Below are 20336 nucleotides of genomic sequence, written 5' to 3' on the forward strand. Positions count from 1 at the left end.
CAAAACCATGCGGCGAGGGAGCTGATGCGGCGAATTCTTCTGGGGGCGGCGATGGCCGCGATGCTGGCGGCGGGCGGAACTGCCCCCGCGCTTGCGCAGGGCAATCCGTTCCAGCCTCTGGTCTATGTCAACGACTCGGCCGTCACGCGCTACGAGCTGGACCAGCGGGTGCGCTTCATGCAGCTGCTGCGGGCGCCCGACGCCGATCGCGCCGCCTCGGAAAAGGCGCTGATCGACGACCGGCTGCGGCTGTTCGCGGCCAAGCAGCTGGGCATCACCGCCACGGACGAACAGATCGACGCGGGCCTGGCCGAATTCGCCGGCCGCGCCAATCTGAACCCCGAGCAATTCACCGCCGAACTGGCCCGCGCCGGGGTCGAGCGGCAGGCGTTCCGCGATTTCGTCTCGGCCGGGGTAGTCTGGCGCGAGGTGGTGCGCCAGCGCGTGGTGCCGCAGGTCCGCGTCACCGATGCCGAGGTGGACCAGGAATTGCAGAAGGTGATCGAGACCCCGCGCGTGACCCATGTCGCGCTGTCGGAACTGATCATTCCCGCCCCGCCCGGGCAGGAGGCCGCCGCCATGGCCCAGGCCGAGCGCATCGTCGCCGGCACCCGCTCCGAGGGCGATTTCGCCGCTTTCGCCCGGCAATATTCGGCGACGCCCTCGGCCCAGAACGGCGGCCGGCTGCCCTGGACGCCGCTGGCGAACCTGCCGCCCTCGCTGCAGCCGATCATCCTGTCGATGAAGCCCGGCCAGGTCGGCCAGCCCCTGCGGGTCGAGGGCGCGGTGGTGCTGTTCTATCTGCGCGACACCCGCGGCACGCTGCGGCCCGGCGCGACGGCGCAGGTCCTGGATTTCGTCCGCTTCCGCCTGTCGAGCGCCGAGGAGGCGCGGCGCATCGCCGCCGTCTCGGACACGTGCGCCGATCTTTTCGTGCATGCCCGCGGCCTGCCGGCCGAGCAGATCACCCGCCAGACCCTGCCGCAGGGCCAGATCCCGACCGGCGAGGCGATCCGGCTGGCCGTGCTCGACGACAACGAGTCGACCGTGGTCGCCTATGGCGGCGCGGTCGAGCTTCTGATGCTGTGCAAGCGGCAATCGGCCGCCCTGGCCGAGGCGCCCGAGAGGGCGCCGGTGCCGACCACCGCCGAGGGCGAGCCCCAGCCCGCACCCGATCCCGAGGCGCTGCCGGGGCGCGAGGACGTGCGCAACATGATCTTCAACCGCAAGGTGGGCCAGGCGGCCGAGAGCTATCTGGCCGAGCTGCGCTCGAATGCGATCATCCGGCGACCGTGACGCAAGGCTTCGGGGGGCTCTGCCCCCCGCGCCTGACGCACCCCTCGACGGGGTGCGTCAGGCGCTCCCCCCGGGATATTTGGACACAAAAGAATGACCGAGCCGCGACCCATCATCCTGACCTGCGGCGAACCGGCCGGCATCGGGCCGGAGCTGGCCCCCAAGGCGCTGGCGGCCGGGGTACCCTTCGTTTTTCTGGGCGACCCGCGGCATCTGCCCGAGGGCGCTGCCTGGGCCGAAGTTTCGGCACCGGGCGAGGCGGTTGCACCCGGCGTGCTGCCGGTGTTGCGGCATGACTTCGCGGCGCCGGCCGTGCCCGGGCATCCCGACCCGGCCAATGCGGCAGGCGTGATCGAAGTCATCGCCCGCGCCGTCGACCTGGCGCAGAGCGGGGCCGCCGGGGGCATCTGCACCCTGCCGATCAACAAGGAGGCGCTGAAGACGGGCGCCGATTTCCGCTTTCCCGGCCATACCGAGTATCTGGCGCATCTGGCGGGCGATGTGCCGGTGGTGATGATGCTGGCCTCGACCGGCGTGCAGCCGCCTTGCCGGGTGGTGCCGGCGACCATCCATATCGCGCTGTCCGAGGTGCCCCGCACGCTGACGCCGGAACTGCTGGAGGAGGCCCTGCGCATCACCGATGCCGGGCTGCGCCGCGATTTCGGCATTGCCGCGCCGCGGCTGGCGCTGGCCGGGCTGAACCCGCATGCCGGCGAGAACGGCGTCATGGGCCGCGAGGAGACGCGCTGGATCGCATCGCTGGCCGCGCGTTTGCGGGCCGAGGGGTTCGATCTGGCCGGGCCCCTGCCCGCCGATACCATGTTCCATCCGGCGGCGCGCGCCCGTTATGACGCGGCGATCTGCGCCTATCACGACCAGGCCCTGATCCCGATCAAGACGCTGGATTTCGCCGGCGGGGTGAACGTCACCTTGGGCCTGCCCTTCGTGCGCACTTCGCCCGACCACGGCACCGCCTTCGACATCGCCGGCCGGGGCATCGCCGATGCCGAGAGCGTCATCGCCGCGCTGCGCATGGCCTGGGACATGGCGGGGCGCCGGGCCGGGGCGCGGGCATGAGCGCCCTCGACGGGCTGCCGCCGCTGCGCGATGTCATCGCCCGCCACGAGTTGCGGGCGAAGAAGCAGCTGGGCCAGAACTTCCTGCTTGACCTGAACCTGACCGCCAAGATCGCCCGCGCTGCCGGCGACCTGAGCGGCTGCGACGTGATCGAGGTCGGACCGGGTCCGGGCGGGCTGACGCGCGGGTTGCTGGCCGAGGGTGCGCGCCATGTGCTGGCCATCGAGAAGGACGCGCGCGCCCTGCCCGCCCTGGCCGAGATCGCCGCGGCCTATCCGGGCCGGTTGCAGGTCATCCATGGCGATGCGCTGGAGGTCGATCCGCTGGCGCATCTGACGCCGCCGATCCGGGTCGTGGCCAACCTGCCCTATAATGTCGGCACCGAGCTGCTGATCCGCTGGCTGACGCCGCCGGAATGGCCGCCGTTCTGGGAATCGCTGACGCTGATGTTCCAGAAGGAAGTCGCCGAGCGCATCGTGGCGAAACCTGGCGGCAAGGCCTATGGCCGGCTGGCGGTGCTGGCGCAATGGCGCAGCGACGCGAAGATCGTGATGACCCTGCCGCCCGAGGCCTTCGTGCCCGCGCCCAAGGTGCATTCGGCTGTGGTGCAGCTGACCGCCCTGCCCGGGCCGCGCTTCCCCGCCGATGCGGTGGTGCTGAGCCGGGTGGTGGCGGCGGGCTTCAACCAGCGGCGCAAGATGCTGCGCGCCTCGCTGAAGGGGCTGCATCCGCAGATCGAGGACCTGCTGCGCGCGGCCGGCATCGCACCGACCGCCCGGGCCGAGGAAATCGGGCTGGAGCAGTTCTGCGCGCTGGCGCGGGGACTGGCCGCCGCGCCGCGCTAGCGCCTATTCGCTGGAGGCCTTGTCGGCCGACGCTTTTTCCGACCCTTCGGCGGGCTTGCGGCGGGTGCGCGGGGCGCGGGGCGTCGCGGGCGCGGCCGAACGGCTGCGGCGGCGCGGCGCCGGAGCGGCCTCGGCGGGGTCTTCCAGGGCAAGCTCGGGTGCGGGATCGGCCGGTGCCGCGGCGGTCGGCGCAGCCTCGGCCGGGGCCTCCGACGCGACGGCGCTTTCCGGGGTCTCGACCGGGCCGGCGGCGTCCTCGTCCGAGGCGATCACCGGCGGCAGGCCCGACTCTGCGGCCGGTTCGACGCGCGCGGGCTGGCGGTCGTCGCGGCTGCGCTCTTCGCGCCGGTCGTCGCGGCGCTCCTGCCTTTCGTGCCGGTCCTGGCGGTCGTGCCGGTCCTGCCGATTGCCGTGGCCGTTCTGAGCATTGCCGTTCTCGGGCTGGGCGGCGTGGCCGTTTCCGTCCTGGAAATCGTCGTCGCGGCCCTGGTGCTGCTGCTGGCGCTCGGCCTGCTCGCGCTGCGCCTCGCCCAGAAGGCGGGTATAGTGTTCGGCATGTTGAAGGAAGCTCTGCTCGGCGACCCGGTCGTTGGAAAGCTGGGCGTCGCGGGCGAGCGTCAGGTATTTCTCGATGATCTGCTGGGGCGTGCCGCGCACCTTGCCCTCGGGACCCGAGGAATCGAAGACGCGGTTGACGATATTGCCCAGCGAACGCTGTCTGTTCGACTTGTTACGCGAACGGGATTTGGATGATCTCATCAGCTTGTTGTCGTTGTCGTCCGGCTTGCGCCGGCTGAGGTTGGGGTCATCTCGGGAGCGAGTGTCCAGAACAGGAGCGGATCAAGGTCCGTTTCCCGCTTTGCCAGGGAATAGCTGGGTTATCTGAGTATAACTGACCCATGCGTGGGCAGCGCCCCCGTCACAACTGCGAATAAACACGCCGCAGGGCCGCTTACAAGCGAAAATTTCGCGCAATGCCGCGAAACGCGCGGATCATTGCCGCCTCAGGCCGGCTTGCGGGCCAGCACCACGCGGTCGCGGCCGGCCAGATCGGGCAGAATTCGCGGCAGGACCAGCCCCGCCGCCGCCATCAGCGCCGCGACCGCCGCGCCCTGGGTGGGGCCGATCTCGACCATCAGCCGGCCGCCGGGACGCAGATGCGCAGGGGCGCCGGCGGCGATCGCACGATAGGCGGCCAGCCCGTCGCCCTCGTCGGTCAGCGCGCCGCGCGGCTCCCAGTCGCGGACCTCGGGGGCGAGGCCCGCCATCTCGGCCAGAGCGATATAGGGTGGGTTCGAGACGATCAGGTCATAGTCCCCCACCGCTCCGGAAAACCAATCCGATTCGATGAAATCCGCGGAAACGCCTATAATCGCCGCGTTTTCCTTGGCGACTTCCAGCGCTTTCGGCGAGATGTCGGTGCCGGTGCCGCGGGCGACTGGACGCTCGGCCAGAAGCGAGAGCAGGATCGCCCCGGTGCCCGTCCCCAGGTCCAGCACCGCGGCGAAGGGCTCGGCCAGTGCGGCCTCGACCAGGGTCTCGGTCTCGGGCCGCGGATCCAGCGTGTCGCGGGTGACCCGGAACTCGTGCTTCCAGAAGGCGCGGCGGCCCAGGATCTGGCTGACCGGCTGGCGGGCGGCGCGGGCCGAGACGGCTGCGTCGAAACGACGCAGGGCCTCGTCGGGCAGCGGCGCGGTCAGGGCGGCGGTCAGATGGTGTCGCGGCAGGTTCAGGGCATGGGCCAGCAGCAGGCGCGAGTCGCCCGTCGCATCCTCGACACCCGCCGCGGCCAGGCGCAGGGCACCCTGGCTCAGCGCCTCGGCCCCGGTCATTCCAGGCCCTGCGCCGCCAGCCGCGCGGCCTGGTCATGCGCGGTCAGCGCGTCGACGATCTCGGCCAGGTCGCCCTGGATGATGCGGTCCAGCGCATAGAGCGTCAGGCCGATGCGATGGTCGGTCATCCGGCCCTGCGGGAAATTATAGGTGCGGATGCGTTCGCTGCGGTCGCCCGAGCCGACCTGAGACTTGCGGTCGGCCGCACGTTCGGCGTCGGCGCGCGAGCGTTCCATGTCATAGAGCCGCGCCCGCAGCACCGCCATGGCATTGGCGCGGTTCTGGTGCTGGGATTTCTCGGAACTGGTCACCACGATTCCGGTCGGCAGGTGGGTGATCCGCACCGCCGAATCGGTGGTGTTGACGTGCTGGCCGCCGGCACCGCTGGCGCGCATGGTGTCGATGCGGATGTCGCCGGCGGGAATGTCGATGTCCACGTCCTCGGCCTCGGGCAGCACGGCGACGGTCGCGGCCGAGGTGTGGATGCGGCCGCCCGATTCGGTTTCCGGCACCCGCTGGACGCGATGCACGCCGGATTCGTATTTCAGCCGGGCGAAGACGCCCTCGCCCTCGATCCGGGCCACGGCCTCGCGCACGCCGCCCAGGTCGGATTCGGCCAGTTCCAGCAGCTGGAACTGCCAGCCCTGCGATTCGGCGAAGCGGCGATACATCGACAAAAGGTCGCCGGCGAACAGCGCCGCCTCTTCGCCGCCGGTGCCGGGACGGATCTCCAGGATCGCGGGCCGGGCGTCGGCGGCGTCGCGCGGCAGAAGCGCGATGCGCAGCGCGTGTTCCAGCCCGGGCAGCGCATCGCGCAGCCGGCCCAGCTCATCGGTGGCCAGTTCGCGCATCTCGGGATCGGCCAGCATGGCCTGCGCCTCGGCGATGCCGTCCTGGGCCGCGCGCCATTCGGCGATCTGGGCGACCACCGGCTTCAGATCGGAATACTCGCGGCTGATCGCGGCGATCTCGTCGGGCGCCGGGCCGGCGTTCAGCCGCGCCTCGAGATACTCGAAACGCTCGACGATGCGGGAAAGGCGGTCCTGCGGCAGCATGGTCCGGGGATTAGCCGCTGCACCGGCGGCGGGCAAGGTGCAACCGCGCCGCCGCGGCGTGACCCAGATCAATGCGGCCCGGCGCCCTGCGCCGCATAATGCGCAGGACGCGCGAACCAGACGCCGAAAGGAGACAAAGGTGAAATTCGTCCCCCTGCTGACCGCAACGAGCCTGGCGCTGGCGGCCCTGCCCGCAAGCGCCCAGACCGCAGCCATCGACAGCAGCGCCCTGCGCGAGGAAGCCAAGGGCGTGTTCGAGGCGATTCCCGCGAACCTGTCCGCCATCAAGCAAACCGACGAGGACCCCCAGGGCGTCGCCCTGACGCCCGAAAAGATCGAGCTGGGCAAGGTGCTGTTCTTCGACCCGCGCATGTCGCGGTCCGGGCTGATCTCGTGCCAGACCTGCCACAACGTCGGCCTGGGCGGGGTGGACGGGCTGCCGACCTCGGTCGGGCACGGCTGGCAGAAGGGACCGCGGAACGCCCCCACCATGCTGAACGCGATCTTCAACGCCGCGCAATTCTGGGACGGCCGCGCCCCCGACCTGGCCGAGCAGGCCAAGGGCCCGGTGCAGGCCAGCGTCGAGATGAGCAACACCCCCGACGAACTGGTCAAGACCATCAACTCGATGCCGGAATATGTGACGGCCTTCCAGAACGCCTTCCCGGGCGAGAACGACCCGGTCAGCTTCGACAATTTCGCCGCCGCCATCGAGCAGTTCGAGGCGACGCTGATCACCCCGAACAGCCCCTTCGACCGTTTCCTGGCCGGAGACGACGCGGCCATGGACGAGGCGCAGAAACGCGGCCTGCAGGCCTTCATGGAGACCGGCTGCACCGCCTGCCACTATGGCATCAACCTGGGCGGGCAGGACTATTATCCCTTCGGCCTGGTGGCCAAGCCCGGGGCCGAGGTGCTGCCGGTGGGCGACACCGGCCGGTTCGAGGTGACCAAGACCGTGGACGACGAATACGTGTTCCGCGCCGCGCCGCTGCGCAACGTGGCGCTGACCGCGCCCTATTTCCACTCGGGCGTGGTCTGGGACCTCAAGGAGGCGGTGCAGATCATGTCCTCGTCGCAGCTGGGAACCGAGCTGAACCCGCAGCAGGTGGACGATATCGTGGCCTTCCTGAGCGCGGTGACCGGCGAACAGCCGCAGATCGTCCATCCGATCCTGCCGGTCAGGACCGACGCCACGCCGCTGCCGGCGCCGATGTGAAAAAGGGGCCCTCCGGGGCCCCTTTGCGTCGCTGCATGGCGGTCGGGCCTACTCGGCCTTGACCGCCTCGACGGTGATGTTAACCTCGACCTCGTCCCCGACGGCGGGGGTGAACAGACCCAGGTTGAAGTCCGAGCGCTTGAGCTCGGTCTCGGCGTCGAAGCCGGCGGCTTCCTTGCCGCTCATCGGATGGGCGCCCATCTTGTTCAGGTCCACGTCCAGCACGATCTGCTTGGTCACGCCGTTCAGCGTGAAATCGCCGGTCACCTTGGCCTCGTCGTCGCCGTCGGGCTCGACCTTGGTCGACTTGAAGGTGGCCACGGCCGTCGCCTTGTCGGCATTCAGAAGGTCCTTGCCGAAGAAATGCTCGTCCAGCTCCGGCGCGATCAGATGCAGGCCGGACAGGGGAATGGTCGCCTCGACGCTGGAATTGGCCGGGTTCTCGGCGTCCAGCATCAGCGTGCCGGTCACCCCGTTGATGACGCCGGTGCTGTTGGAAAAGCCCAGGTGGCTGTATTCGAACACCACTTGGCTGTGCGAGGGATCGAAGTCATATTGCACCGGCGCAGCCATGGCGGCACCCGCACCAAGCAGGGCCACGGCGGCAAAGGGGGCGAAAACGGCTTTCATTGTGAACTCCCGATTGAATTGATCATGCATGGTTCCCACAGAGAACCTTCTGATTTCAACACAGGTTTCCTTGCATTTTCCTGACAATTTCGTGTTGCGCCGCAGCAGGGATACAGTATCGCCGCAGCGAGGATTATCCCGCCCCGGAGGGGGTTTCGCCTTGCGTTCGCCGCCCCTCGCTGTATAAGGCCGCATCCTTCCGCAGACACGAAACCGGCGCAGCCTCTCGTGACGGGGCGCGGAAGGTGTTGTCCCGTCGTTGAAATGCGCCCTGAAAAAGGAACAGACATGCCGCTTTACGAGCATGTGCTGATCGCCCGCCAGGACCTGTCGAATACGCAGGCCGAAGGGCTGATCGAACATTTTTCGACCGTGCTGGCCGACAACGGCGGCAAGGTGGTCGAGAACGAATACTGGGGCGTGCGCACCCTGGCCTACAAGATCAACAAGAACCGCAAGGGCCATTACGCCTTCCTGCGTTCGGACGCGCCCTCGGCCGCCGTGCAGGAGATGGAGCGTCTGGCCCGCCTGCATGACGACGTCATGCGCGTGCTGACCGTCAGCGTGGACGAGCACAAGGAAGGCCCCTCGATCCAGATGCAGAAGCGCGACGAGCGCGAGCGCGGTGATCGTGGCGACCGCGGGGATCGCGGCGAGCGTCGCGACCGCGACGGCGACCGTGGTGGTGATCGTGGCGGCGAACGCCGCGAGCGTCGCGACCGCGACGACCGGAACTGAGGGAAAGGACGCATATCATGGCCAACAAACCCTTCTTCCGCCGCCGGAAAGTCTGCCCCTTCTCGGGCGACAACGCTCCTGCCATCGACTACAAGGACACCCGCCTGCTGCAGCGCTACATCAGCGAACGCGGCAAGATCGTGCCCTCGCGCATCACCGCCGTCTCGGCCAAGAAGCAGCGTGAACTGGCCCGCGCCATCAAGCGCGCCCGCTTCCTCGCCCTGCTTCCCTATGCCGTGAAGTAAGGAGAGACGAACATGCAAGTCATCCTGCTGGAACGTGTGGCCAAGCTGGGCCAGATGGGCGAAGTCGTGAAGGTCAAAGAAGGCTTCGCGCGCAACTACCTGCTGCCGCAGGGCAAGGCGCTGCGCGCCTCGGAAGCCAACATCAAGGCCTTCGAAGAGCGCAAGGCCGAACTGGCCGTCCGCAACGACGAGACCCGCGCCGACGCGCTGAAACTGGCCGAGAAACTCGACGGCCAGAGCTTCGTGATCATCCGCTCGGCCTCGGACGCCGGGGCGCTCTACGGCTCGGTCACCCCGCGTGACGCCGCCGATGCCGCCAATGCCGAAGGCTACGCGGTCGAGCGCCGTCAGGTCGTCCTGACCGCCCCGATCAAGGAGCTGGGCCTGCACGAGGTCCGCGTGCACCTGCACCCGGAAGTCGACGTGACCATCAAGCTGAACGTCGCCCGTTCGGCCGAGGAAGCCGAGCTGCAAGCCACCGGCAAGTCGATCCAGGAACTGGCCGCGGAAGCCGATGCCGCCGCCGATTTCGAGATCGCCGAACTCTTCGACGAGATCGGCTCGGCCGGCCGCGACGAGGACGATGCCGCGAACTGATCGCGCCGTTACTGGAAAGCCGTCACCGGAACAAGGAAGAACGCGCCGCGACCCGGCGCGTTTTTTCATGTGCAGCAGCAGCAGCGGCGGCCGGAACATTCGCGCCGCTTGCGGTGTTGAACCGCAAAGCGCCCCCTCGCGAAAGGAAGCCCGATGCAGCACCAGGACGACCCGCGCCCGACCGGCCGGACCTATGCCGACGAGACCAGCCAGACCCGCTTCGGCCCCCGCCCCGTGCCCCCCGGCCATCACCCGCCGCACGAGCGGCCGGAGGCGCGCCGCACCCCGCCCCACGGCGATGTGTCGCCGGACGGGCAGCGGCCCTGGCCGCACCCCTCGCGCGGGGCGAAATGGCTGGTCTGGGGCGGCACCGCTCTGACCGCCGCGGCGCTGACGGCCGGGACGGTCTACGCGGCGCGCCACCTTGCCGATGCGCTGGGGGACGACAAGCCGCGGTCGCACAGCAAGAAGGCGCGCCCGCACGCCGGCGAACCCGCCGCCCGCCCCGCGCATGCCGGTCGCGCAGCGGATCAGGCGCCGCGGCGGCGCAGCCGCGCCCCGCGCCAAAGCCTGATGCAGGAAATCGAATCCAACACCGCCAGCCTCACCCAAGGCGTCGACAACGTCATGCGCGCGCTGACCTCGGCGGTGATCGGCTTTCGCGAGGTCGCGGGCCAGGCCGGAGGGATCATGCGCGAATTCGGCGACGCCGCCACGCTGGTCCAGGACATCCTGGGCCGCAACCGCGCCGAGGCGCCGCGCCAGCGGCCAGCGCATGCCGACCCGCCGCGCCCCAGCGACCGTCATGGCGCGCATATGCCCGACCTGCGCGACGACCCGCTGATGCATGATCCGCTGGACGGCCCCGATGCCGAGGCGCCGGACGATCACGATCCGCGCATCCACCGACTCTGACCGGCGGCCTCTTTCCGTTTTCCAAATACCCCGGCAACCGCGCCACGCCAGCCGCAGCACGGCAAAACAAAAGGCCGCCTCAAGGGCGGCCTTTCTCATGCATGACCTCGCGCGGTCCGGATCAGACCTGATCCAGCGCCTCGATGGCCTTTTCCAGCTCTTCCTTGCTGACATCCTTGTCCGAGACCTTGGCGCCATCGACGATATGGTCGACGACCTTGTCCTCGAAGATCGGCGCGCGCAGCTGCTGCTGGGCCTGCGGGTTCTGCTGGATGAACTCGAAAAAGGCGCGCTCCTGCCCCGGATACTGCCGGGCCTGGCGCAGCACCGCCTGGGTCATCTCCTGGTCCGAGACGGTGATCTCGGCCTTCTGGCCGATCTCGGCCAAGAGCAGGCCCAGGCGCACGCGGCGCTCGGCCAGCGCCTTGTGCTCGTCCGTCGGCGCGATCTCGCCATGGTTATGGCCGTGATCGTCCGGGTGCTCTTCATGGTAAAGCTGGTGCGCGATCTGCTGCGCCTCGGCCTCGACCAGCGATTCGGGCAGGTCGAACTTGACCAGCGCGTCCAGCTTGTCCAGCAGCGCCCGCTTCAGCACTTGGCGCGAGGCGCCCTTGTACTCGGCTTCCAGCCGCTCGCGGATCTGGTCCTTCAGCGCATAAAGGCTCTCGGCGCCGAATTTCTTGGCCAGCTCGTCGTCCAGTTCGGCGGCTTTCGGCGCCTTGACGGCCTTCACCGTGGTCTCGAAGACCGCGTCCTTGCCGGCCAGGTTCGGGGCGCCGTATTCCTCGGGGAACTTGACCTCGACCTTGACCTCGTCGCCGGCCTTGGCGCCGACCAGCTGTTCCTCGAAGCCGGGGATGAAGCTGCCCGAGCCCAGCACCAGCGGATAATCCTCGGCGGTGCCGCCGTCGAAGGCCACGCCGTCGACCATGCCCTTGAAGTCGATCACGACCTGGTCGCCGTCCTTGGCTTTGGTGCCCTTCTTGCGGTCCTCGAAGGACTGGGCATTCTTGGCCAGGTTCTCCAGCGCCTCGTTCACCTGCTCGTCGCTGGCCGAGACGACCAGCCGCTCCAGCTCGATGCCGGAAAGATCGGCCTCGGGGATCTGCGGCAGGGCCTCATAGGCCACCGTCACGACCACGTCGTCGCCTTCCTTCCAGGTCTCGCCGTTGACCATCTCGATCTTGGGCTGGATGGCCGGGCGGTCGCCGGATTTTTCCAGGTGCTCGCGCAGGGCGCCGTCGATGGCCTCCTGCATGGCGTCGCCCATGATGCGCTGGCCGAACTGCTTCTTCAGCAGCGCCATCGGCACCTTGCCCTTGCGGAAGCCCTTCATCTCGACCTCGGGCTGGGCCTCTTTCAGCTTCGCGTCCACCTGGGCCGCCAGCGTGGCCGCCGGCAGGGTGAACTCATAGCCGCGCTTCAGCCCTTCGTTCTGGGTTTCCTTGACCTGCATTTGTCTTCCTTCAATCCAACCATGCCACGGCCGGAGGCCGGACGACCCCCGCTTGGACGCGGGAACGCCGTCCCCGCGCGTCCGCCTGTTTCAGCGCGCTAGCTATGGGATTTCGCCGCCCATAGCAAGGAGGAAGGCAGGCCAGGCCCCGCGCCGGACCCCGATCCGCGCCTTGCGGTCACCGTCCGGGGTCCCGGAAAAAGCCAAAGCGCCGCCTGCCGCCCGAAACCCAAATCCGAACAAGGACATGGCCGAAATCCGGCGCTTAGAAAAACCTGAACTTAAGGACAGGTTCACTTCCGCCGCGCGGCAGCGCATATAGGCGGAGTTCTGTAAGCGGTTGTTTGTTATCCAGAATAAACGGTAATCTGTTAACTGTTCCAGCATGATCGGATGGGTGTTAGACGGCACTCATCCGATTGCCCCTCTGCCGCGGTCGCTCATTTCCGACGCGTATCATCAGGCAGGAATGTCAGGCACGACGCGCCCTTGACGAGGCCCAGCGACAAGAAAGCCGCCCTTCCGGGCGGCATTTTCATGTCGAAGGGTCGATCCGTCAGCCGCGGGCGCGCACGACCTGCAACAGCGGCATCACGTCCGACATGTCCGGCCCATGCGCCTGCCCGGTCAGCGCCTTCCTCAGCGGCATGAACAGGGCCTTGCCCTTGCGGCCGGTCGCGGCCTTGACCGCGGCGGTGAACTCGCCCCAAGTCGCATCGGTATAGGGCGGCGGCGGCAAAAGCTTCATCGCCTCGGCGATGAAATCGGCATCCTCGGGGTCGATCTGCGGCTCGGCGCCTTTCGAGAAGATTTCCCACCAGCCCGCAAGGTCGTCCAGCCGGGTGATGTTCTGCGAGGCGACGCGCCAGAACCGCTCGGCCAGTTCCGCCGGCACGCCCAGCGCGGCGATGCGGTCCGCGACCTCGGCGAAGGGCCGCGACTGGTTCGCCTCACGCGTCAGCGGCCAGAGGTCCTCGGCGTCGAACTTGGTGGGCGAGGCGCCGAATTGCGACAGATCGAAGCCCTCGGCCAGGTCGTCCAGCGACATGCGCAGCTCGACCGGCTGCGACGAGCCCAGCCGCGCCATCAAGGACAGCAGCGCCTCGGGCGCCACGCCGTTCTCGCGCAGGTCCTTGATCGACAGCGTGCCCAGGCGCTTGGACAGTTCCTCGCCCTGCGCGCCGGTCAGCAGGCTGTGATGCGCAAAGGCCGGCGGCTGGGCCCCCAGCGCGCGGATGATCTGGATCTGGGTCGCGGTATTGGTCACGTGGTCGGCGCCGCGCACGATATGGGTCACGCCCATGTCGGCATCGTCCACGGAGGACGCGAAGGTATAAAGCACCTGCCCGTCGGCGCGGATCAGCACCGGGTCCGAAACACTGGCCGCGTCGATGGAAATATCGCCCAGGATGCCGTCGGTCCACTCGATCCGCTCCTGATCCAGCAGGAAGCGCCAATAGCCGTCGCGACCCTCGGCCCGCAGGCGGTCCTTGTCGGCGTCCGAAAGGTTCAGCCCGGCGCGGTCATAGACCGGCGGCTTGCCCATGTTGAGCTGCTTCTTGCGCTTCAGGTCCAGCTCGACCGGGGTTTCGAACACTTCGTAAAGCCGGCCAGCCTGACGCAGGCCCGTGGCCGCCTCGCCGTAGCGGTCGAGGCGGTCCGACTGCCGCTCGATCCGGTCCCAAGTCAGGCCCAGCCACTCCAGGTCGCGCTGGATGCCGTCGGCATATTCCTGCTTCGACCGCTCACGGTCGGTGTCGTCCAGGCGCAGGATGAACGTGCCGCCCGCCTTGCGCGCGATCAGGTAGTTCATCAGCGCCGTGCGCAGGTTGCCGACATGGATGTGGCCGGTGGGCGAAGGGGCGAAACGGGTGGTGGTCATGGGTGTCTCCTGTCGGCTTCGCTCTTTCACATGTGGCAGTTTTTGTCCATATCGGGGCCAAAGACGAGGTTGGCCATGCTTGACTGGAAGAATGCCGAGGCGCCCGACACCGGCGCGATCGAGGAAATGGCCCGCGAGGCCATCGCCGCCCTGCCCCCGGAATTCGCCGGCCCGGCGGCGCAAGTCGTGCTGCGGGTCGAGGATTTCGCCGGCGACGAGTTCCTGGACGAATTGCAGATCGACGACCCGCTGGAGCTGACCGGGCTCTACGACGGCGTGCCGATGACGGAAAAATCCGCCAGCGAGCCGCAGCATTTCCCCGACACCGTCTGGCTGTTCCGCCGCGCCATCCTGGACGAATGGGCCAGCCGCGGCGACGTGACCCTGGGGCAGCTGGTCGCGCATGTCGTGGTCCATGAATTCGCCCACCACTTCGGCTGGTCGGACGAGGACATCGCCACCATCGACCGCTGGTGGGAATGATGGCCCAGGCGCCGGTCCTGACCATCACCCTGAACCCGGCGCTGGATGTGACCACCTCGGCACCGCGCGTGGTCCCGGACGCAAAGCTGCGCTGCACGCCGCCGCGGGTCGATCCGGGCGGCGGCGGCATCAACGTCAGCCGCGCCATCCGCGCCATGGGCGGCGACAGCACGGCGCTGGTGGCGCTTGGCGGCGCCACCGGGCAGCGCATCGCCGAACTGCTGGCCGAGACCGGCGTGGCGGTGCGCAGCCTGCCCGCGCCGGGCGAAACCCGGCAATCCGTCACCGTGGACGACCAGGCGCTGCGCCAGCAGTTCCGCTTCGTCATGCCCGGCCCGCAATGGTCCGGCGCCGATGTCGAGGCCGCCCTGCAAGCGGCGGCGGATGCGGCGGCGGGCGCGCTGGTGGTGCTGTCGGGCTCGAACCCGCCGGGGGTGCCGGCCGGTTTCGCGGCACGGCTGGCCGAGCGGCTGCAAGGGTCCGGCGCACGGCTGGTGGTGGACACCTCGGGCGAGGCACTGGCCATGGCCGCCGCCGTGGTCGACCGCCGGGTCGAGATCCTGCGCATGGACGACGCCGAGGCCGAGGGGCTGGCCGGCCACCCTCTGCCCTATCGCGCCGATACCGCGCGTTTCGCGGCCGGGCTGGTCGCCTCGGGCGCGGCGCGGGCGGTGATCGTGGCCCGGGGCCGCGACGGTAACATCATCGCCACGGGCGAAGGCATCTGGCATGCCGAGGCGGCGCGGGTGCCCATCGTCAGCAAGGTCGGCGCCGGCGACAGCTTCCTGGCCGGCTTCGTGCTGGGCTACGCAAGGGGCTGGCCGATCCCCGACGCGCTGGGGCTGGCGGCCGCCGCCGCATCCGCGACCGTGCAGACCCCCGCCACCGAGCTTTGCCGGGCCGAGGACGTCGAGCGGCTGTTCGCCGCCCGCGTGGTCAGCGAAATGCGGCTCTAGCGCCGGCCGTCCATGCGGGTGAAATCCATCACGCTGCCTTCGCCGGGGCGCAACTGGGACCAGTCGGCGATCTGGAAATCCACCACCAGCGTCGCCGCCGTGGGATAGCGCCGGAAATCCGGGTCCAGCGGCACCCGCGCCGGCAGCATCGCGGCGAATTCGGCGATGCCCGGGTTGTGTCCGATCATCATCACCGTCGGTGCCGAGGCCGTGCGCAGGATCGCCAGCATCTTTTCCGGCCCGGCCTGGTAAAGCCCCGGCTCATAGCGAACCTGCGGCCGCACCTCCAGCGGCGCCATCGCGACACGCGCCCAGGTCTCGCGCGTGCGCTCGGCGGTCGAGCACAGCACTTCCTCGGGCTCGTAGCCCCGGCTGGCCAGCCAGTCGCCCAGTTCGCGGGCCGAGCGGCAGCCGCGCTCGTTCAACGGGCGCTCCTGGTCGGGCTGCGCCGGATCGTCCCAAGAGGATTTCGCGTGCCGGGTCAGGATCAGACGGCAGTGTCCGAGAGGAGTCATCGAATTGCCTTTTCGGCCATACGGTTAAGTTGCTCAGCGGCTTCGAGCCTGCCACAGCTTCCGGCGCGCGGGCAAGCCTTCTCTTGGCCCGCCGGCGCCTTGCCGCGACGCGGGCCTAAAGCCCGCTGCCGCCCTGCCGCAGCCCGCGCGGCTTGACCCGCGGTTCGGTCGAGCGGATCAGCGAGCCGGCGCCATGTTCGGTGAACAGTTCCAGGAGCGAGGCGTTCGGCACCCGCCCGTCCAGAATCACCACGGCGCGCACGCCCTCCTCGATGGCTTTCAGCGCGGTCTCGGTCTTGGGGATCATGCCGCCGGCGATGGTGCCCTCCTCGATCATCGCCCGCACCTGGTCGGGATTCATCGCGGTCAGCACCTCGCCCGTGGCATCCTTAACCCCGGCTACATCGGTCAAGAGCAGCAGCCGGTCCGCCTTTAGCGCCCCGGCGATGGCGCCGGCAGCGGTGTCGCCGTTGACGTTGAAGGTCTCGTTGTCCTCCATCCCGGTGGCGACCGGGGCGATGACCGGGATCAGCCCGGCGGCGTAGAGGTCGCGGATGATCTGCACGTTCATCTCGACCGGGCGGCCGACGAAGCCCAGTTCGGGGTCGTCCGGCTCGCAGACCATCAGGTCGTCGTCCTTGCCCGAGATGCCGACGGCGCGGCCGCCGGCGTCGTTGATCGCCTGCACGATACGCTTGTTCACCAGGCCCGACAGCACCATCTCGACCACCTCGACGGTTTCGCGGGTGGTGACGCGCTTGCCGCGCACGAAGCGGCTTTCGATGCCCAGCCTGGCCAGCAGGTCGTTGATCATCGGCCCGCCGCCGTGGCAGACGACCGGGTGGATGCCGACCTGCTTCATCAGCACGATGTCGCGGGCGAATTCGGCCATGGCCTCGTCGTCGCCCATGGCATTGCCGCCGAATTTCACCACCACCACGGCGCCCGAATAGCGCTGCATATAGGGCAGCGCCTCGGAAAGGGTGCGGGCGGTGGCGATCCAGTCACGGTTCATGTTCTGCTTTCTCATAGAAGGCCCCTGTTCGTCGCGCTCGACCCTAGGACGCGGGCGCAGATCAGTCCAGACCGGCAATGATGCTGCGCAGAGTGGCGATGCCCTGGCCCTTGTCCGAGCTTGTGATCACAAGCTCGGGGTAAGCGGCGGGATGCTTTTGCAGCGCCTCCTGCACCTGCTCGACCGTGGCCTGCATGGCCTGGGTGCCGATCTTGTCGGCCTTGGTCATCACCACCTGGAAGGGCACGGCGGCCCGGTCCAGCAGCTTCATGATCTCGTGATCGACGTCCTTCACCCCATGACGCGAATCGATCAGCGCGAAGGCGCGGCGCAGGGTCGGCCGGCCGGAAAGGTAGCTCTTCAGCAGCGCCTGCCATTTCGCCACCACCGCGACCGGCGCCTTGGCGAAACCATAGCCCGGCAGGTCGACCAGATAGGCCTGCTCGCCCAGCGTGAAATAGTTGATCTCTTGCGTGCGGCCCGGCGTGTTCGAGGCGCGCGCCAGCCCGTTCCGCCCGGTCAGCGCGTTGATCAGGCTGGATTTCCCGACGTTCGAGCGGCCGGCGAAACAGACCTCGGGCCGGTCGGCGGGCGGCAGCCCGTCCATAGCGACGACGCCTTTCAGGAAATCGACCGGACCGGCGAACAGCTTGCGCGCGGCCTCGGCGGCCTCGGCCTCGGGTTCGGGGGCGATGGGAAAGGCGACCTTCATGCGCGGATCTCGTCGTTGAGGGCAATCTCGCCGCCGGTGACGACCTCGGCGTAGATGCCGAAATCGGTATGGCCCAGATGCGCCTTCAGCGCCTCGGGCATGTCGATGTCGATGCCGCCGGTTTCGGGGTCGGCGCTGGTGGCGGGGCAGCGGCCGATGGGCTCGGTCACGCGCAGCTCGATCTCGCCCACGGTCAGGATCCGACCGATCAGATCGCGTTCCGCATGGGGCGCCCAACCCTCGACCCAGAGGTTCGCGCGCCAGCGCGCGATGCCCGGATCGAAGCCCAGCCGCCCGGCCAGGTCGCGCAGGCTGTCAAGCGACAGGATCGAGACCCAGGGCCGACCGACGTCGGTCCAGGCGGCGGGCGCCCGCACCAGCCGCGTGGGCGCAGGCTTGTCCGCGGGCCAGAGCGGGCGCAGCCAGTCGATCAGCCGCGGGCCCTCGGTCTCGGGGTCGATCTCGATCACGGGCAGCTGCGGATGGGCCAGCCGCAACCGGCCGTTTCCCATGCTGCCGCCGCTGACGGCTTGCAGGCCCGGAGCGGCCGCGCCGCGCAGGAAGCAGCCCTTGGGCAGCCAGCGCGCCGGGGCGGGGCCGGCGTGACGCTCGCCCGCTTCGGTCAGGACCGCCCATTCGCGGTCGCCCGGCAAGACGCGGGCCGCATCCAGACGGATGCGGCCAAGGTCTTCGCCGCCGACCGACTTGATCGGATGGCGGCGTATCCGGGCGATGCGGGCGGTCATTTACCGCCCTTTTGCCCATCCTTGTCGCCCGCCTTGGCCCGCGCCGGCAGGCTGGAGCGGATGTTGCCGAACAGATCGGGCCGGTGGCCGTGCATCGACATGATGGTGTATTGCTGGATGATGGTGATGGTGTTGTTGGTGATCCAGTAAAGCACCAGCCCCGAGGCGAAGCCTCCCAGCATGAACATGAAGATCCACGGCATCCAGGCGAAGATCATCTTCTGCGCCGGATCGGCGGGGGCCGGGTTCAGCCGCTGCTGCATCCACATCGAGATGCCCAACAGGATCGCCAGCGCCGGCAGGGTGAAACTGTGCAGGAAGCTGCCCTGCCCCGGCATCGCCCAGGGTGCCAGCCCGAAGAAGTTCCACAGGCTGGACGGGTCGGGCGCCGAGAGGTCGCGGATCCAGCCGAGCCAGGGCGCGTGCCGCAGCTCGATGGTGACGAAGATCACCTTGTAGAGCGAGAAGAAGATCGGCACCTGCAGCAGCACCGGCAAGCAGCCCGCGGCGGGGTTCACCTTCTCGCGCTTGTAGAGCTCCATCACCTCTTTCTGGTATTTCATCCGGTCGTCGCCGGTGCGCTCCTTGATCGCCTCCATCTGCGGCTGCAATTCCTTCATCTTGGCCATCGAGATGTAGGATTTGCGCGCCAGCGGGAAGACCAGCAGCTTCAGGATGAAGGTCAGGCCGATGATCGACCAGCCCATGTTGCCGATGAAGCCGTGCAGCCAGTGCAGCAGGCGGAAGATCGGCTTGGTCAGGAAATAGAACCAGCCCCAGTCGATGGAATCGACGAAGCGGTCGATGCCGGGGGTCTGCTGGTAGCTGTTGATCGTCTCCCAGACCTTGGCGCCGGCGAAGAGATAGCTCGACGAGGTGCCGGTGGCGCCGGGGGCCACGGTCTGCATCGGCATCCGGGTCTCGGCCTGGTAGATGTCGGCGCCTGGGGCGTATTTCACCACGGCGGTGAAGGGATTGCCCGGCGCGGGCGCCAGCGTGGTCATCCAGTACTTGTCGGTGAAGCCGATCCAGCCGTTCTCCTTGACGTCGATCAGTTCGGCCGGGCCCTCGCCCGCGACCGGGGAAAGGTCGGGAAGCTTCTTGTACTTTTGCTCCAGCAGCTTGCCGTCGGTCATGCCGACCACGCCCTCGTGCAGGACGAAGAAGTTCTGGGTGTCGGGCTTGCCATGACGCGCGAGGATGCCGTAGGGCGCGGCCGAGAAGGGCGCGGTGCCGGTGTTCTCGACCGATTGCGTCACGGTGAACAGGAACTTGTCGTCCAGTTCATAGGTGCGGCGGAAGATCTGGCCGGCGCCGTTGTCCCACAGCAGCGTGACCGGCTGGCCGGGCGCCAGGGTCGCGCCGGATTCCACCTGCCAGACCGTGGCCGGGCCGGGGACCAGCGCCGGATCGGTGCCGGCGCCGGGCATCCAGCCATAGACCGCGTAATAGGGTTTCTGCACCGCCAACTGCAGGTCGCCGCCGGGGGCGGCCGGGGTGCCCTCGGCCTGCAGCGCCGGCTTCGCGGTCGGCGACAGCAGGCGGACAAAGGGCGATTTCGGGTCCAGCGTCTCGTGATAGCCGGTCAGTTCCAGGTCGTCGATTCGGCCGCCGGCCAGCGAGATCGTGCCGGCGAGCGAGGGGGATTCGATCTTGACCCGCCCGGCGCCTGCCGAGGGATCGGCATTGGCCGCGGTTTCGGCGGCCAGTTCGGGCGCGGTGCCCGGTGCCGTGCCCACCGGCGCGGCGGGGCCGCCCGCAGGGGTCGAGGCCGGCGCCGTGCCGTCCTGCGCCGAGGTCTGGGCCGCATCCTGCGCGGGGGGCGCCGGCTCGGGGGCGAAAAAGATCGACCAGACGAGCATGACGATGGCCGAAAGCACCATCGCCAGGATGAGGTTGCGATTGTTGTCTTGCATTACGGACCAGCCCTTCGTCTTCACCCAGCCAGAGGGTTCGGGCCGCTTCAACAGAAGCCACCGGCAAAGGTCAAGGGAATTTGCCCGCAGCATCGCGCGACGAAGGCGTCTGATCCGGCCGCTCGGCCCGGCGTCCGCCCCGCCGAGCCTGCCGCGCGGTCTTCGGAAAAACCCGGCGGGCGAGCATCTTCATCCCCGCGACCGCC

At 68.8% G+C, this 20336-nt stretch carries 21 protein-coding genes; 10 read left to right on the top strand and 11 right to left on the bottom strand.

What is annotated here, in order from left to right:
• Window positions 1-24 precede the first annotated feature (24 nt).
• From JCM7685_RS20770 to rsmA, 3 genes are all read left to right on the top strand, one after another.
• Window positions 25-1296, top strand: coding sequence for a peptidylprolyl isomerase (locus tag JCM7685_RS20770; protein ID WP_074968741.1), 1272 nt, complete (start codon window positions 25-27; stop codon window positions 1294-1296).
• 93 nt (window positions 1297-1389) lie between these two features.
• Window positions 1390-2373 carry a 4-hydroxythreonine-4-phosphate dehydrogenase PdxA gene (pdxA, locus tag JCM7685_RS11540; protein ID WP_074968739.1) on the top strand — a complete coding sequence of 328 codons (984 nt, stop codon included), beginning with the start codon at window positions 1390-1392 and terminating at the stop codon, window positions 2371-2373.
• A complete protein-coding gene (gene rsmA / locus JCM7685_RS11545; protein WP_074968737.1) occupies window positions 2370-3218 on the top strand; it encodes a 16S rRNA (adenine(1518)-N(6)/adenine(1519)-N(6))-dimethyltransferase RsmA in 849 nt (282 codons plus the stop codon). Before pdxA ends, rsmA begins: the two co-directional genes overlap by 4 nt.
• A 3-nt stretch (window positions 3219-3221) precedes the next feature.
• Here rsmA and JCM7685_RS11550 read toward each other — a convergent pair whose 3' ends face one another.
• The 3 genes from JCM7685_RS11550 to prfA all read right to left on the bottom strand — a co-directional run bounded on the left by JCM7685_RS11550 (window position 3222) and on the right by prfA (window position 6105).
• Window positions 3222-3977 (bottom strand): DUF4167 domain-containing protein, encoded by a 756-nt coding sequence (locus JCM7685_RS11550; RefSeq protein WP_074968735.1) that lies wholly within the window; start codon window positions 3975-3977, stop codon window positions 3222-3224.
• 245 nt (window positions 3978-4222) lie between these two features.
• The gene (prmC, locus tag JCM7685_RS11555; RefSeq protein ID WP_074968733.1) at window positions 4223-5050 is read right to left on the bottom strand and encodes a peptide chain release factor N(5)-glutamine methyltransferase; all 828 of its coding nucleotides are present in this window, start codon (window positions 5048-5050) and stop codon (window positions 4223-4225) included.
• Complete coding sequence (prfA, locus tag JCM7685_RS11560) at window positions 5047-6105, bottom strand: peptide chain release factor 1 (RefSeq protein WP_074968731.1); 1059 nt, start codon at window positions 6103-6105, stop codon at window positions 5047-5049. The genes prmC and prfA overlap by 4 nt, the downstream gene beginning before the upstream one ends.
• A gap of 139 nt (window positions 6106-6244) precedes the next feature.
• Between prfA and JCM7685_RS11565 the strand changes: the two genes are divergently transcribed.
• A complete protein-coding gene (locus JCM7685_RS11565; RefSeq protein WP_074968729.1) occupies window positions 6245-7324 on the top strand; it encodes a cytochrome-c peroxidase in 1080 nt (359 codons plus the stop codon).
• Between the two features lie 48 nt (window positions 7325-7372).
• On the opposite strand, the gene JCM7685_RS11570 is transcribed toward JCM7685_RS11565, so the two are convergent.
• Complete coding sequence (locus tag JCM7685_RS11570; protein ID WP_074968727.1) at window positions 7373-7954, bottom strand: YceI family protein; 582 nt, start codon at window positions 7952-7954, stop codon at window positions 7373-7375.
• A gap of 288 nt (window positions 7955-8242) precedes the next feature.
• On the opposite strand from JCM7685_RS11570, the gene rpsF reads away from it, so the two are divergent.
• From rpsF to JCM7685_RS11590, 4 genes are all read left to right on the top strand, one after another.
• Window positions 8243-8692 carry a 30S ribosomal protein S6 gene (gene rpsF / locus JCM7685_RS11575; protein ID WP_074968725.1) on the top strand — a complete coding sequence of 150 codons (450 nt, stop codon included), beginning with the start codon at window positions 8243-8245 and terminating at the stop codon, window positions 8690-8692.
• Window positions 8693-8709: 17 nt separating this feature from the next.
• Entirely contained in the window at window positions 8710-8937 is a 228-nt protein-coding gene (gene rpsR, locus JCM7685_RS11580) for a 30S ribosomal protein S18 (protein ID WP_011747229.1), read from the top strand.
• Window positions 8938-8949: 12 nt separating this feature from the next.
• A complete protein-coding gene (gene rplI, locus JCM7685_RS11585; protein ID WP_074968723.1) occupies window positions 8950-9534 on the top strand; it encodes a 50S ribosomal protein L9 in 585 nt (194 codons plus the stop codon).
• 153 nt (window positions 9535-9687) lie between these two features.
• A complete protein-coding gene (locus JCM7685_RS11590) occupies window positions 9688-10449 on the top strand; it encodes a hypothetical protein (RefSeq protein WP_074968721.1) in 762 nt (253 codons plus the stop codon).
• Window positions 10450-10570: 121 nt separating this feature from the next.
• On the opposite strand, the gene tig is transcribed toward JCM7685_RS11590, so the two are convergent.
• Together tig and gltX are read right to left on the bottom strand one after the other, a co-directional pair.
• Window positions 10571-11905 (bottom strand): trigger factor, encoded by a 1335-nt coding sequence (tig, locus tag JCM7685_RS11595; RefSeq protein WP_074968719.1) that lies wholly within the window; start codon window positions 11903-11905, stop codon window positions 10571-10573.
• A 556-nt stretch (window positions 11906-12461) separates the two neighbouring features.
• Window positions 12462-13787, bottom strand: a complete 1326-nt coding sequence (gltX, locus tag JCM7685_RS11600) for a glutamate--tRNA ligase (protein WP_074968717.1) — start codon at window positions 13785-13787, stop codon at window positions 12462-12464.
• A gap of 75 nt (window positions 13788-13862) precedes the next feature.
• Between gltX and JCM7685_RS11605 the strand changes: the two genes are divergently transcribed.
• Window positions 13863-14270, top strand: a complete 408-nt coding sequence (locus JCM7685_RS11605; RefSeq protein WP_074968715.1) for a metallopeptidase family protein — start codon at window positions 13863-13865, stop codon at window positions 14268-14270.
• The gene (locus tag JCM7685_RS11610; RefSeq protein ID WP_074968791.1) at window positions 14270-15226 is read left to right on the top strand and encodes a 1-phosphofructokinase family hexose kinase; all 957 of its coding nucleotides are present in this window, start codon (window positions 14270-14272) and stop codon (window positions 15224-15226) included. Before JCM7685_RS11605 ends, JCM7685_RS11610 begins: the two co-directional genes overlap by 1 nt.
• Here JCM7685_RS11610 and JCM7685_RS11615 read toward each other — a convergent pair.
• The 5 genes from JCM7685_RS11615 to yidC form a co-directional block, all read right to left on the bottom strand.
• Entirely contained in the window at window positions 15223-15741 is a 519-nt protein-coding gene (locus tag JCM7685_RS11615; protein WP_074968714.1) for a SixA phosphatase family protein, read from the bottom strand. The genes JCM7685_RS11610 and JCM7685_RS11615 overlap by 4 nt on opposite strands.
• Before the next feature lie 115 nt (window positions 15742-15856).
• Complete coding sequence (argB, locus tag JCM7685_RS11620; RefSeq protein WP_074968789.1) at window positions 15857-16756, bottom strand: acetylglutamate kinase; 900 nt, start codon at window positions 16754-16756, stop codon at window positions 15857-15859.
• Between the two features lie 61 nt (window positions 16757-16817).
• Window positions 16818-17468 carry a ribosome biogenesis GTP-binding protein YihA/YsxC gene (yihA, locus tag JCM7685_RS11625; RefSeq protein ID WP_074968712.1) on the bottom strand — a complete coding sequence of 217 codons (651 nt, stop codon included), beginning with the start codon at window positions 17466-17468 and terminating at the stop codon, window positions 16818-16820.
• Window positions 17465-18214 carry an MOSC domain-containing protein gene (locus tag JCM7685_RS11630; protein ID WP_074968710.1) on the bottom strand — a complete coding sequence of 250 codons (750 nt, stop codon included), beginning with the start codon at window positions 18212-18214 and terminating at the stop codon, window positions 17465-17467. Before JCM7685_RS11630 ends, yihA begins: the two co-directional genes overlap by 4 nt.
• Window positions 18211-20130, bottom strand: coding sequence for a membrane protein insertase YidC (gene yidC / locus JCM7685_RS11635; protein ID WP_074968708.1), 1920 nt, complete (start codon window positions 20128-20130; stop codon window positions 18211-18213). Before yidC ends, JCM7685_RS11630 begins: the two co-directional genes overlap by 4 nt.
• Between the last annotated feature and the right edge of the window lie 206 nt (window positions 20131-20336).

Origin of the sequence: Paracoccus aminovorans, from assembly GCF_900005615.1 — a bacterium.
GTDB lineage: Bacteria > Pseudomonadota > Alphaproteobacteria > Rhodobacterales > Rhodobacteraceae > Paracoccus > Paracoccus aminovorans.